Annotated in this window: 14 protein-coding genes; 2 read left to right on the plus strand and 12 right to left on the minus strand. The window is 72.1% G+C overall.

Going from position 1 to position 13371, the window contains the following annotated elements; genetic code table 11:
- Window positions 1-7: 7 nt before the first annotated feature.
- The 5 genes from infA to ACZ7OU_RS16505 all read right to left on the minus strand — a co-directional run bounded on the left by infA (window position 8) and on the right by ACZ7OU_RS16505 (window position 5356).
- A complete protein-coding gene (infA, locus tag ACZ7OU_RS16485; protein ID WP_284743821.1) occupies window positions 8-229 on the minus strand; it encodes a translation initiation factor IF-1 in 222 nt (73 codons plus the stop codon).
- On the minus strand, window positions 222-1001 hold the full coding sequence (locus ACZ7OU_RS16490) for a GNAT family N-acetyltransferase (RefSeq protein ID WP_470255622.1): 780 nt from the start codon (window positions 999-1001) through the stop codon (window positions 222-224). Before ACZ7OU_RS16490 ends, infA begins: the two co-directional genes overlap by 8 nt.
- Window positions 1002-1176: 175 nt before the next feature.
- Window positions 1177-1788: a TMEM175 family protein gene (locus tag ACZ7OU_RS16495; RefSeq protein ID WP_470255623.1), complete on the minus strand. Its 612-nt coding sequence runs from the start codon at window positions 1786-1788 to the stop codon at window positions 1177-1179.
- 24 nt (window positions 1789-1812) lie between these two features.
- Entirely contained in the window at window positions 1813-3315 is a 1503-nt protein-coding gene (locus ACZ7OU_RS16500; RefSeq protein ID WP_470255624.1) for a phosphodiester glycosidase family protein, read from the minus strand.
- Between the two features lie 58 nt (window positions 3316-3373).
- Complete coding sequence (locus ACZ7OU_RS16505) at window positions 3374-5356, minus strand: APC family permease (RefSeq protein WP_470255625.1); 1983 nt, start codon at window positions 5354-5356, stop codon at window positions 3374-3376.
- Between the two features lie 524 nt (window positions 5357-5880).
- Here ACZ7OU_RS16505 and ACZ7OU_RS16510 point away from each other — a divergent pair.
- Entirely contained in the window at window positions 5881-6249 is a 369-nt protein-coding gene (locus tag ACZ7OU_RS16510) for an STAS domain-containing protein (protein ID WP_470241095.1), read from the plus strand.
- Window positions 6250-6421: 172 nt separating this feature from the next.
- On the opposite strand, the gene ACZ7OU_RS16515 is transcribed toward ACZ7OU_RS16510, so the two are convergent.
- Window positions 6422-7009 (minus strand): TetR/AcrR family transcriptional regulator, encoded by a 588-nt coding sequence (locus tag ACZ7OU_RS16515; RefSeq protein ID WP_470255626.1) that lies wholly within the window; start codon window positions 7007-7009, stop codon window positions 6422-6424.
- A 130-nt stretch (window positions 7010-7139) separates the two neighbouring features.
- Between ACZ7OU_RS16515 and ACZ7OU_RS16520 the strand changes: the two genes are divergently transcribed.
- A complete protein-coding gene (locus tag ACZ7OU_RS16520) occupies window positions 7140-8036 on the plus strand; it encodes an SDR family oxidoreductase (RefSeq protein WP_470255627.1) in 897 nt (298 codons plus the stop codon).
- Here the strand turns inward: ACZ7OU_RS16520 and ACZ7OU_RS16525 are convergent.
- The 6 genes from ACZ7OU_RS16525 to ACZ7OU_RS16550 form a co-directional block, all read right to left on the minus strand.
- Window positions 8030-9703 carry an alpha/beta fold hydrolase gene (locus ACZ7OU_RS16525; RefSeq protein WP_470255628.1) on the minus strand — a complete coding sequence of 558 codons (1674 nt, stop codon included), beginning with the start codon at window positions 9701-9703 and terminating at the stop codon, window positions 8030-8032. The genes ACZ7OU_RS16520 and ACZ7OU_RS16525 overlap by 7 nt on opposite strands.
- Before the next feature lie 111 nt (window positions 9704-9814).
- Window positions 9815-9973, minus strand: a complete 159-nt coding sequence (locus ACZ7OU_RS16530) for a hypothetical protein (protein ID WP_470255629.1) — start codon at window positions 9971-9973, stop codon at window positions 9815-9817.
- 39 nt (window positions 9974-10012) lie between these two features.
- The gene (locus tag ACZ7OU_RS16535) at window positions 10013-11137 is read right to left on the minus strand and encodes a serine hydrolase domain-containing protein (protein WP_470255630.1); all 1125 of its coding nucleotides are present in this window, start codon (window positions 11135-11137) and stop codon (window positions 10013-10015) included.
- A gap of 112 nt (window positions 11138-11249) precedes the next feature.
- Window positions 11250-12182: a PDR/VanB family oxidoreductase gene (locus tag ACZ7OU_RS16540; protein WP_470255631.1), complete on the minus strand. Its 933-nt coding sequence runs from the start codon at window positions 12180-12182 to the stop codon at window positions 11250-11252.
- Window positions 12179-12340, minus strand: coding sequence for a hypothetical protein (locus ACZ7OU_RS16545; RefSeq protein WP_470241088.1), 162 nt, complete (start codon window positions 12338-12340; stop codon window positions 12179-12181). Before ACZ7OU_RS16545 ends, ACZ7OU_RS16540 begins: the two co-directional genes overlap by 4 nt.
- Complete coding sequence (locus tag ACZ7OU_RS16550) at window positions 12337-13368, minus strand: Rieske 2Fe-2S domain-containing protein (RefSeq protein ID WP_470255632.1); 1032 nt, start codon at window positions 13366-13368, stop codon at window positions 12337-12339. Before ACZ7OU_RS16550 ends, ACZ7OU_RS16545 begins: the two co-directional genes overlap by 4 nt.
- Window positions 13369-13371: the final 3 nt, after the last annotated feature.

The following is a 13371-nucleotide window of genomic DNA, read 5'->3' on the forward strand; positions in this document are numbered from 1 at the left end:
TCGGGGACTAGTTGCGGTAGCGGAAGAGGATCCGGCCGCGGCTCAGGTCGTACGGGCTCAGCTCCACCAGCACCCGGTCGTACGGCAGGATCTTGATGTAGTTCTTCCGGATCTTCCCGCTGATGTGCGCGAGGACCTGGTGCCCGTTCGGCAGCTCCACCTTGAACGTGGCGTTGCGCAGGCACTCGAGCACGGTGCCCTCGACTTCGATGCCGCCCTTGTCAGCCATGGCGCACCAGCTCCAGGTTGCTGCCCGCGCGCCGGGCGCCGACGCTCTCGAACAGCGCCGTCGCCGCCGGGTTGGCTTCGTTCACTTCCGCCGTCGCCGTGGGGATTCCCGCGTCGTGCAGGGCGCCCAGCACCTGGGTCAGCAGCGCGTGGGCGATGCCCCTGCGACGGTGGTCCGCGCGGACCGCGATCAGGCCGATCCGGGGCAGGCGCGTCACCTGGACCACCCGGACCAGGCCGACGTACTCGCCGGCTTCGGCCGCGGCCGCGTACAACGCCGGGTCCACGACCGTGTCCCCGTCCGGCCGCGGCAGCACCTCGGCCGGCATCTCCTGCCAGCCGACCGTCGCCTCGACCTCGGCGCGGACCACGCTGTCCAGCGCGCGCAGCGGGCCTTCCGAAGCCGAGCCGCGGGGCACGATCGTCACGCCCGGCGGCGGGAGCACCGGGACGGCGTCCGTGGGCACCGAGTACTCCCACTCGCGACGCCGGGTCGTGAAGCCGGCTCGTTCCCAGCCGGCCGTCAGTTCGACGTCGCTCTCGTCGACGATCGTGTGGAGCGGGGCCGGGAGCTCGGCGAGCATCGCGTCGGCGAGCTGGTCGAAGACCGAGCGGTGCCAAGCGTCGACGCTGACGAAGAGCCGTCCGTCGGGCCGCGTCGAAGCCTCGCCGCGGCCGATCACGCGGTCGTCCTCCAGCGCGTGCCAGAGCCGCTGCGCGACCCGCGTGATCACCACCGCGGGCGCGCCTGAAGTGAAATGGGAAGTTTCCATGGGTTCGTACCTCTCGGGAGTGCCTGAAGCGCTCCCGGCGACCCCTACGACAGTCGCCCGACCGTGACGACGAGGGGAGCACCCACCATCGAAACAGCGTTCATGGGGCTCACCTCCCGGCGTCGAGTCACGGTCAAGGGCACGATAGCGGCCCGTCGCCGCCGTGCCCACCGATTTACCGCGCGGCCCGGCGGCTCCGCAGCCAGAGGGCGATCCTCGCCGGGAACAGCAGCAACAGCAGCACGTAGTAGCCGATGCTCGGCTTGAACACCGCCACGACGACCGCGAGCGCGAACACGGCCGCGCTCAGCACGTGGTTCCAGAACGTCTCGTCGGACACCGGCTCGGCGTCCCCGCGGATCTGCGGGTCGTGGCGGATGATGAACACCATCGCGGTGTGGCACAGGCTGCTGGCCAGCAACGTCCCCAGGTAGAACAGCACGGTGAAGCGCTCGGACTGGTACGCGCCGATCAGCTCGGTGGGGAAGGGCAGCAGGGCGATCGTCAGCAGCCAGAGGAAGTTCACGCGCACGAGCGCGGTGCTGTACGACCGCACGTGCTCGAAGATGCGGTGGTGGACGGACCAGAAGCGCCCGATCACGAGAAAACTGAGTACGAAGCTGATGATCTTCGACCAGTTGCCGGTCACGGCCTCCACCGCGGGCTTGTGCTCGGCGACCAGCTCCGGCACCAGGTCCGTCAGCGGCAGGACCAGCAACGTCAGCGCGATCGCGACCACGGCGTCGGTGAAGAACACCAGCCGTTCGGATGATTTCTTCTGCTCCACGCGCACCATCAAACCATTCGATGATCAGCGTCGAGGCAGGACCAGCAGGGCGTCGCCGACCGGACGTTCTCCCGTCGCGTCCGAGGGGGAGCTGACCAGCTTGCCGTCGATCGCCATCGCCGTCGAGCCGCCGCCGTCGAGGTTGATCGCCGTCACCGCGCCCAGCCGTGCCATCTGCTTCGCGCCCTCGATCAGGGACAGGCCCTCGGCGAACCCCGGCTGACGCCCGTCGGCCGTGACGATCAGCAGCCGTCCCTCGCGGTCGAGGCCGACCATCGTGCGCGGGTTGCGCTTGACGCCCCAGCCGTACACGAACGACGGGTCGCCCGGGTGCACGATGCCGTCCGCCGCCGCGTTCACCGCGATCCGGCCGCCGCGGACCAGCCACGGGCCGCCGTTGACGACGCCGGCCGGGTGGATCGGCCGGCCGGCTGCGGAGATCCGCGTCCCGACTGGCAGCTTCGCGCCCGGCCGCGCGTGGTCGCTCAGCCAGGTCGCCGCCGCACCGATGCCCTGCACCGTGTGCCCGCCCGCCGGGACGTCGCCGCCCGCGGGACGCACCGCCGTGACGACGTCGTGGGAGTCCAGCACGGCTTCGACGCCGGTGCCGGCCGGGGTCGGCGTGCCGAGCTGCGGGGTGAAGAGCACCAGCTCGTCGGCGTGGGTGCAGGTCGTGTCGTGCAGCGGCCGGTCGGTCGGGACGTCACCGGGCTCGCCGCAGTTGCGGATGAGGCCGGGCTTGCGGTTGACGCCGTTGACCTCGCGGCCGCCGACGGTGACCGCGGTCCGCGGAACGCCGATCGACGGCCGGTCGCCGAGCAGCAGCGCGGGCCGTCCGGTGGTGGCTTCGCTCTGCAGGAGGCCCTGGTAGACGCCGATGCCGGCCGGTTCGCCGGGGATGCCGTCGCGCGGGTCGATGACGAAGAAGCCGCCGTTGGTCCCGACGAGCGCCCCCGCGGCGGCCGACAGCGCCGACGTCGTGCGCCGGCCCGACACGGACTCGCCGTGTGACGCGACGACGTCGCCGCGGAACCGCCGCGGATCGACGACGGCGACCCGGATGCGTTGCGGGCCTTGCGCTTCGGGACCGTCCTGGCCGGTCCATTCGACGGAGTTGGCGAAGCCGTTCGCGGCCATGGCGCTCGCGGTGGCGGCGGCCTGCGCCCGGTCGGCGAACGAGCCGACCCGCACCCGCCAGCCGAGCGCGCCACGCGGCGTGTCGGCGAACGCGGGCCAGTCGACCCGCTCGGCGCGGGCGGCGAAACCCTTGCCCCGCAAGGACGTCACGAGCGCGTCGGCGTGCTCCCGGCTCCCGAGCGCGGACGGCGGTGCGTCCGGATCGGGGCTGGACCCACCGGGCACGAGCGTGGTGACGGTCCAGGTGCTGTGCCCGGTGCCTTCGCCGGTGACGGTGGTGGAGACGGTCAGCCCCGGCGCGAGCACGTCGCCGGCGGCCGAGGCCGGCGTGCTCAGCGCCAGGGTGAGCACGGCGGACAGGGGCAGGGCGAGCAGCACCGGAGTCTTCACGCGGAGCAACGTACCCAGCCGGGGTGACCGGCGCACGCGTTCCGGGTGAACTCCCGGTTCAGCCGCCGACGTGGATGCCCGGCCGGCGAGCCGGGTCCTTCTCCGCGGTGCGGATGATCTCCCGGACCACCGGGGCCGTGTCGCCGCGGCCGAGGATGAGGTAGCGGAACAGGTGCCCGAGCGGGTTTCCTTCGGCCCACTCGAAGTGGCACTGCGGCCGGACGCCCGTGACGTCGCGCAGGGCGAGCAGGATCGCCGCGATCGCGTTCGGCGCCGCGGGGCTGTCCGCACGGAGGATCCGGTAGCCGTCGATGTCCACACCGCGCACCTGGAGCACGTTGGCGAACTCCGACGGGTCCACGACGTCGATCTCCAGGAAGATCACGTCGGCGGCGCCGGGGACCGGGTTCATCGAGCGCTGCTCGGCTTCCTTGGCCGAATACTCGGCTTCGTCGCCGCCTTGGCGCTTGTTGGCGATGATGTGCAGGTTGCCGTCGTGGGCCAGCGAATCGGTGATGAACCGGCGCGCTTCCTCGTCGAACTCGATGCGCTCGGCCCGCAGCTCCGTCGTGCGCGAAACCCGCGAAACCAGGGAGACGACGATGATCCCGAGGATGAACAGGCCCGAGATGGCGATGCCGTCCGGCTTTTCGATGACGTTCTCGACGAGCGCGTAGAGCAGCACCAGCGTCAGGACGATGAACCCGATCGCCGCGCCGCGCTGTCCCCGCCGGATCGCCGAGATGCTCACCGCGACCGCGCCGGACACCATCATCGCGAGGATCCCGGTCGCGTAGGCGCCGGCCTGCGCGTTGACGTCGGCGCCGAACGCGACGGTGATCAGGATGCTGATCACCGTGTAGACGATCACCACCGGCCGCACCGCGCGGCCCCACTCCGGCGCCATGCCGTAGGAGGGCAGGTACCGCGGGACGATGTTGATCAGCCCGGCCATCGCCGACGCGCCGGCGAACCACAGGATCAGGACGCTGCTGATGTCGTAGGCGGTGCCGAAGATCTCGCCCAGCTCGTGGTGGGCGAGGTAGGCCATGGCGCGGCCGTTGGCCTCGCCGCCCTCCTTGAACGCGTCCGCCGGGATCAGCACGGTCGTGATGAAGCTCGTCGCGATCAGGAACACCGACATGATCAGCGCGGCGACGGTCAGCAGCTTGCGGGTGTTGCGGACCCGCGACTCCAGCTTTTCTTCGGCGGTCTTCCCCTCCGCGGCGACCAGCGGCATCATGCTGACCCCGGTTTCGAAGCCCGAGAGGCCCAGCACCAGCAGCGGGAACGCGATCACGGCCGGCCCGATGACGCCGGTGAACCCGCCGCCGCCCGCGGTCAGCGCGTCGCTCCAGCGGGAGAGGTCGGCGGAGTTGCCGAGCATGTCGACGACGCCGACCACCGTGACGATGGCGTTGAGCAGCAGGAAGACCGCGACGAGCGGGATGGCGACGCCGACCGCCTCGCTGAAGCCCAGCAGGAACACCCCGCCGAGGATCAGCAGCAGCACGACGGTGATGAGCACGGCGTGGCCGTGCAGGAAGCCCGGCAGGTACGGGTTTTCCAGCATGTGCACGGTCGCGTCCGCCGAGGACAGCGTGATCGTGATGATCCACGACGTCGCGACGAAGCCCAGCAGCGTGAGGACGAAGAGCTTCCCGCGCCAGAACGGCAGCAGGTCCTCCAGCATCGCCACCGAGCCTTGCCCGTGCGGGCTTTCGCGGGCGACGCGGCGGTACATCGGCAGCATGCCGAGCAGCGTCAGCGCGACGATCAGCAGCGTGGCGAGCGGCGAGAGCGCCCCGGCGGCGAGCGCGGCGATGCCGGGCAGGTAGGAGAGGGTGGAGAAGTAGTCGACGCCGGTCAGGCACATGACCTTCCACCAGGCCTGCGGCGTGCCGTGGTCCTCGCCGCCCTGCCGCCCGACGGGCGCGACCCGGTGCTCCAGCAGCCAGCGGGCCGGCCCGGAAGCCGGCGGCTTCGGCGGAACCGGGCTGTCGACGCTCGCCGGCACGGTCACCTCGGGTGAAGCACCCATCCTCGTCCCCTCATCGCTGGACACAGCGGGTCCAAGGATGCCCGACGCGGGTGGGGTGCGGTGGTGCAGGTGGCCGATCGCGGGTGGGGCGGGGTTTCGGGAGGTGCTCGGCCTGCGGGGGCGCGCCTGGCGTGGTTCCGCACGAGCGTTGTCAGCAGCGGGGCGGGCTCGCCGAGGGACGCCGGGCGGTCCGCGCGCGGTCGTGGGTGGCCGGCCGGGCCCGGCGAGGACGGGCCGCCGGGCGACTGCTCCGCAGACGACCGCCGGCGGTGAGCGCGGGCCGGCGCCGCGCGGTGTCCGGAACGGACCCGCCCAGGAACAGGGCCGCGCCGCTGTGTTCGGCCGGTGCGCCGCGCGCAGTGCTCCGGCGGCAGGGCGTGGCGATCCTCGTCGGCGCACGACGACCGCGCTGCTCGGTGATCGTCGTGACTCCTTCCGGGGGTGGTCCGGCTCCGGTAACCCGGTGAATCGATGACAAACCGATGCGGGCGGCTTAAGGTCGGCACCGGCGGGAGGGAGATGCGGTGACCGGCGAGCGGACGCTGACGGTGCGGGTGCGCACCGTGCCCGAGGCCGTCGTCGTCGTGGCCGCCGGGGACCTGGACCTCGGGTCGGCGCCCGTGCTGCGGGAGCGGGCGCGGGCCGTGCTGGACGGTCGGCCGGACGCGCTCATCGTCGACCTGGACGCGATCGGGTTCTGCGGCTCGGCGGGCCTGCAGGTGCTGGCCGAGCTCGTCGCGGCGACGACCGACGGCGGCGTGCCGCTCGCGGTGGTCGCCGACCACTACCCGGTCGTGCGCGCGGTGCAGCTCAGCCGGCTGGACGAGGCGTTCACCCTGCACCCGACGGTCGACGCCGCCTGCGACTGGATCCGGCGGCGGCCGGGGCAGTGACCGTCTGCTCCACTGTGGACGGTCTCGGCCGGCACCGTCGAAGAACCAGGCGGGATCCTGCGCGGCCAGGGCGTGGACCCCGTGCGCTGGTACGGGGACTGGCTGTTCGCCGACTGGCTCGGCTTCGGCGGCACCGAAGCAGACCCGGCCGGCGCGACCCCAGCCGCGTCTTTCACCTCGTGGGACGCAAGGCCTGAGTCGCCGTTTCGGCCAGCAACAGCAGCTCGGCCAGCACGTCGGCCGCGATGTCAGCCAGTGACTTCTCCTCGCGCAGCCACCGCGTGAACGCGATCCCGAACACGGTCGCGCCCGACTCCGCCGCCAGCGTCGCCGCGAGCTCGTCGACGCCGCGGGTGCGCAGGGCGTCAGCGACTGTCGTCGCCAGGGTGGTCAGCTTGTGCTGCTCCCGTTCCTGCAGCGCGGGGTTCCGGTCGATGACGGACTGCCGCGTGCGGGAGTGCGCGCGGCGCTCGTCCGGGAAGAACGTCGCCGCCGACGCCAGCGCGGAGGCGACGACCTCGAGCGGCGACGCTTCCGGCGGAGCGGCGTCGATACCGTCGAGGAACGCCTGGACCAGCAGTTCCTGCCCCTGGAAGAGCACCTCGCGCTTGTCGCTGAAGTGCCGGAAGAACGTGCGCTCGGTCAGGCCGACGGCCTGCGCGATCTCCGCGGCGGTCGTCTGTTCGTACCCGCGGGTCGCGAACAGTTCGAGCGCGGCCTTCTGCAGCCGCTCCGCGGTTCCCGGTTCCCAGCGCACCATGCTCCCGATTCTAGTGATGACAGCGGCTGACATAAAGGCGTAGGGTGCGTATGTCAGCGACTGACGTCGGTCGCTGACATCAGTCTAAGACGTCACAGGCACCACGTCAGTCACTGAAGGAGTTCACGCCATGCGCGTTTTCGTCACCGGAGCCTCCGGCTGGATCGGCACCGCCGTCGTCGGCGAGCTGCTCGCCGCGGGCCACGAGGTCAGCGGGCTGGCCCGGTCGGCCGCGTCCGCCGCGAAGCTCGAAGCGAAGGGCATCCAGGTCCGGCGCGGCGACCTCGACGACCTCGACGGCATCCGCGCCGGCGCCGAAGCGGCCGAAGCGGTCATCCACCTGGCGAACAAGCACGACTTCGCCGACCAGGCCGCGTCGAACGCGGCCGAGCGGGCCGCCGTCCAGACGATCGGCGACGCGCTCGCGGGCAGCGGCCGCCCGTTCCTGCTGGCGTCGGGGGTCGCCGGCCTGACGCGGGGCCGCCCGTCCACCGAAGCCGACGCGTCCCCGTTCCACGGCCCGGACTCGCCCCGCGGCGGCGCCGAGAACCTCGCGCTCAGGTTCGCCGACCGCGGCGTGCACCCGGTGAGCCTGCGGTTCTCGCCGACCGTCCACGGCACCGGTGACCACGGGTTCATCGCGCACCTGTCGGCGATCGCCCGCGAGAAGGGCGTGGCCGGCTACCCCGGCGACGGCACGAACCGCTGGGCGGCGGTGCACGTGAGCGACTCCGCGCGCATGGTCGTCCTCGGGCTGGAGAAGGCGCCCGCCGGCAGCCGCCTGCACGCGGTCGCGGAGGAAGGCGTGCCGACGCGCGAGATCGCGGAGGCGATCGGCCGCGCGTTCGACCTGCCGGTGGTGTCGATCGACGCGGCCGACGTCCCGGCGCACTTCGGCTGGATCGGCGCGTTCTTCGCGATGGACCTCGCGGCGACGAGCGCTGCCACGCAGGAGCTGCTCGGGTGGACGCCGACCGGGAAGACGCTGATCGAGGACCTCGACACGGGCGCGTACTCGGGTCAGTAGTCCCGGTTCACGGCGCTGATCCGGTCCTGGAGCTGGTGCCGCGTGGACGAAAGCGCGTCCCGCGGCGCCGGCTCCGGTTCCGGGGCCTGCTGCTCGGGCGCGTCGCCCGCCGGGCCGGTCACCGGGAAGACCTGCTTCTCCCCGGGCAGCGGGACCCCGGGGCAGATGGTGGCGGCCGGCCGGGCGGCGCCGAGGAAGTAGCCGCTCACCAGACCGTCCACACAGGAGTTCCCGCTGACCGCATATTGGCCGTGGAACGGCGAATCCGCCACCGAGACCATCGGGATCCCGGCCGACCGCGCCGCCGCCTCGGCCTGCTCGTAGCCGGTCTGCGGGTCGAACTCGCCCTGGACGACCAGCACGTTCTTCGCCGCTTCCGGAGACAGCTTCGGCAGCGGGTGCCGGGGGAGGTCGGACCAGTAGCCGCACGCCTCGCTGAGCCCGTACGCCCAGCCGAACAGCGGGTACTGCGGGCCCTGGAGGTCGCTGAGCAGCTTGTACCAGGTCGACGCCCGCGTCTGCTGGTCGCCGCACGCCACGGCCAGGCGGGTGCCGCCCACGTCGGCGTAGTCGGGCTCCGGCGGCGCCACGTCCGACGCGGTCAGCCGGGCCGCCGGACGCCCGAACGCCGAGCGCGCGACGCCGTCGAGGTCGGCGGGCTCGGGCGGGGCCGTGCCGTTCAGCGCTGCCAGGCCCTTGGTGAGGATCAGCGCGCCGACCAGCCACTGCTTCGTGCTGCCGTTGCCGACGAAGACGTGGTCGAAGACGTCCGGCGACACGCCCTCGTGGCGGAAGTAGGCACGCACCCGCTCCCAGTTCTTCTTGACCTCCGCGGCGTTCTTGCCCAGCTGGTCCGGGTACCGCCGGGCCAGCCACGGCGCGTAGACGCGGTCGAACTGCCGCTGGTCGATCTTCGGGAACGCCTCGAAAGCGGCCTGGAGCCGCCCCTCGAAGTTGACGCTGGAGTCGAGGACCACCCGGCCGGCGTGCTCGGGGAACAGCGACGCGTACTTCGCGCCGAGCCAGGTGCCGTAGGAGTAGCCGAGGTAGTTCAGCTTCTCGTCGCCCAGCAGCGCGCGGATCAGGTCCATGTCGTGCGTGGTCTGCCAGGTGGTGACGAACGGCGCGAGCGCGTCGCTCTGGCAGGCCTCGGCCACCGCCCGCGGCGTCCGCTGGTGCAGCGCGATGCTGGCGGCCGACCGGTCGCGCGCGTCGAGGTCGTCGTCGGCCGGGATCCGGCCGAGCGGCACCCGGCAGACGAACCCCGCGTCGTCGGTGCCCTCCTGGCCGGTGCCGCGCGGGTCCATCCCGACGAAGTCGAAGTGCTCGTTCACCGCCGGTTCCAGGCCGGCCAGCACGCCGGCGAGCGAGGTGCCCTGGCCGCCGGGCCCGCCCGGGTTCACCAGGATCGCGCCCCGCCGCTCGCCGGTCGCGGTGGCCCGGCTGATCGAGACCTTCAGGTCCTTCCCGGCGGCCGGTGCGGCCCAGTCCCGCGGGACGGTGATCCGCGCGCACTGGGCCTTGTCGCCCTTGAAGGGGCAAGCGCCCCACGCGACCTTCTGGGTCAGGTAGGGCGCCAGTGGATCGGGTGTGGTCGCGGCGGCGGGCGCCGTCGCCGCCACCAGGACCGCGACGGCCACCGCCAACCCCGCTCGCGACGTCCGCACCGCAGCTTCCTCCCCGACTCCCGGCAACCCCGCGATCACCCAAGCACGGCGGTGCGGTCGCGGGCAGCCCGAAGACCACCGTTCGCGCCGGGGATTCCCCCGATCCGGTGATCAGCTCGGCGGTTCGGCCTCGCCGGCGTCCTCTTCGACGTCCTGGTGCTCGGGCTGCTTACGGTCGGTTTCGGGGATTTCGACGTCGAGGTCGACCTCCGGGACGCCGGGCGGGCGGGGGACGTCGGGGCTGATCGGTGCGTTCTCGGCTTCGGTCATGGGGAGGGGTTACCCGCGAGCCGGTGTCTCAAGCGCAGGTCACCGGCAGAAGGCCGTATCCACAGTGGACAGCACGGCGTTCGCCGCCTGCTGCGGGTCGCCGAAGGTGCCCGGCAGCGCGGTCACCGCCAGCGCGACCGAACGACCGTCTTCCGTGGCGCCGCCGCGGGTTTCGTAGCCCGGGATGTCGCCGCCGTGTCCCCAGTAGACGCCGCCGCAGCTCAGCGGGACGCGGAACAGGCCGAGGCCGTACTGCCACCCCGGGTACAGCGGCGCGTCGACGGTCTTGCGCATCTCGGCCAGCTGCGCGGGCGGCAGCAGCTTGCCGCCGAGCAGGGCGCGCGAAAGCTGCGCGAGGTCGCTCGGCGTGGAGATCAGCTGGCCGGCCGCCCCGCCCCACGACGGATCCATCTCGGTCGCGTCGACGACCCGCGTGCCCGTGCTGTCCGCGATCGAGTAGCCGTGCGGGTGCGGTCCCTGGATGGTCTCGTCGCCCGGCTGCGGCCAGTACGTGTCGCGCAGGCCCGCCTTCGCGATCACCCGCCGGGTGATCTGCTCCTGCACCGGACGCCCGGTCACGTGCTCGATCAGCAGGCCGGCCAGCAGGTAGTTGGTGTTGCTGTAGTCCCACTTCGTGCCGGGCGCGAACTTCGCCGGGTGCGCCAGCGCCGCGGCGAGCAGGTCGTGCGGCTGGAAGAACTTGTGCTGGATCTCTTCGAAGCTCTCGACGCCGAGGTACTCGGTGTAGTTCGGCAGCCCGCTGGTGTGCTGCAGCAGCTGCCGGACGGTGATCGCGTTCCCGTCGATGCCCTCGCCGCGCACCAGCCCGGGCAGGTACTTCTCGATCGGCGCGTCCAGCTCGACCTTGCCCTCGGCCACGAGCTGGAGGACGACGACCGCGGTGAAGGTCTTCGTGTTGCTGCCCGCTCGGACCCGGCCGTTGCGCGGGACCGGAGCGGGGCGGTCGAGCCGCGCGGACCCGGCGACCAGCGACGCGCCGTCGCCGTTGCGGCCCACCCAGGCCAGCGCCGCCGGGAACTTCTGCTGGCTGACCAGCGCGTCGAGGCTTTCCTGGACGGGCGACTTCGGGGTCGTGGCCGCCGCTGTCGTGGTCAGGCCGCCCAGCAGCCCCGCCACCGTCAAGATCACTGCACCCTTGCGCATCGGTTCTCCTTCATGTCCGGTTCGATACCGGAAATGCTGCTCGAATCCGACGCGAAGATCAGTAGCGCGGGCTACCGGATCCGGGGTGGTGCGGGCGCTACCTTCCGGAGGATCAGAGGTCCAGTACCAGCCGGGGTGAACACGAGCGGGACACGCAGATCATCATCACCTCGCCCTCCCGCCGTTCCGCCGGGGTCAGCACCGCGTCGCGGTGGTCCGGAGTGCCCTCCAGCACGCCGGTTTCGCACGTGCCGCACGTTCCTTCGCGGCACGACGACAGCACCTGCGCGCCCGAGTCCTCGACCACCTCCAGGATCGACCGGTCCGCCGGGACCTCCAGGACGCGCCCCGAGGCCGCGAGCTCGACCTCGAACGCGGTGTTCGCGAAGTCGTCCGCCACCGGCGTGAACCGCTCGACGCGCAACGCGCCCTCGGGCCAGCCGGCGCAGTGCTGCTCCACCGCCGCCAGCAGTGGTTCCGGGCCGCAGCAGTACACCGCCGTGTCCGGTTGCGGCTCCGCCAGCAGCCCGGGCAGGTCGAGGAGTCCGTGTTCGTCCTGCGGGTGGATCGTCACGCGGCCCTCGTGCCGGCGCAGGTCGGCCGTGAAGGCCATCGACGACCGCGTCCGGCCGCCGTAGACGAGCTGCCACTCGCGGCCCGCCTCCGCTACCCGCTCGATCATCGGCAGGATCGGCGTGATGCCGATGCCACCGGCGACGAACAGGTAGCGTTTCGCGTCGACCAGCGTGAAGTGGTTGCGGGGTCCGTCCAGGGAAACGCGGTGCCCGGCCGCGAGTTCGTCGTGCACGAACGCCGATCCGCCGCGGCCGCCCGGCTCGCGGAGGACGGCCACCTGGTACGCCGACGTGTCCCCGGGCCGGCCGCACAACGAATACTGCCGGACGACGTCGCCGGGCAGCCGGAGATCGACGTGCGCCCCCGGTTCCCACGGCGGGAGCGGGTGCCCGGCCGGCTCCCGGAGCGTCAGCCGGACGACGCCGTCGGCGATCTCCTCCTTGTGCGCCACCAGCAGTTCGAGTGTCATTCGTGCCCCTCGGGGTGGGCCAGGAGCCAGTCCCACAGGGCGACCGGGTCGTCGAACTCGCGCTCGGCCGCGCAGTGGCAGACCGCGCGCAGCCGGTCGGTGCCCAGCACCCAGTGGATGCGGTAGACGCGGTCGCCGGTGAGCATCGGCCGCGTCACGACGTGACCAGCCGCTGCAGCAGCCGGCGGGCCGCGAGGCCGCCGGTGTCGATGTTGATCGACAGCTCCTGGTAGCCGTCCGGCTCGGCGGCGATCACCCGCTCCAGGACGTCGAGCGCTTCGACGTCCTGCAGGACGACCGTGCGGTTGTTCTCCGCGAGGAAGGCCGACACGCCTTCGTCGTCGAGGGCGAAGTCCCTTGCCACCGCCCAGAAGTCGTGCGTCGAGTGCTCGGTTTCGGGCGTGATCGCGTAGACGACCTCGACGTGGAAGGCGTCCGGGTCGGTGCCGTCCGGGTTCGGCACCGAGCCGACCGGCGCGATGCGGCTGTGCAGCTTGTACAGGCACGGCGGCGTGTACTCGATGTCCTGCCAGCGCGCGATCCGGCCCTGCAGGCCGGTGGACTTGGCGTAGAAGGGCGGGCACGCCGCGTCGGCCATGTGGCGGGACACGTAGACGATCCCGGCCTCGTCGTCGACCTCGGTCGTGATCGGTGTCTCTGCGACCTCCGGCGTACCGATGTAACCGCCGTGCAGGTACGTCTCGTGCGAGAGGTCCAGCAGGTTGTCGACCAGCAGCGAGTAACGCGCCTTCAGCGGTTCCATCCCGGCGACCGTCGTGTACCCGGGGGAGTCGAGGTAAGGCGCCCGCGGGATCTTCGTGACGTCCGCCTTCTCCGGGTCGCCGATGAACACCCAGACGAAGGAATCCTGCTCCGCCAACGGATAGCTCCGCAGCCGCGCCGTCCGCGGCACCCGGGTCTGGCCCGGCACGGACACGCACTTGCCGTCGACGCCGTAGGTGAAACCGTGGTAGCCGCAGACGACCTGGTCGTCGACGAGCCGGGACGGCGCCTGCGACAGCGGGAACCGGCGGTGCACGCAGCGGTCGGTCATCGCGGTGACGCCGCCGTCGCGCTTCCGCCAGAACAGGATCGGCTCCCCGCAGATGGTGCGGCTGAACAGGTTCTGGCCGATCTCCGAGCCGTACGCGGCGACGTACCACTGGTCGCGGGGGATGGCGCTCATGGG

It is taken from the genome of Amycolatopsis sp. NPDC114505 (assembly GCF_055633615.1).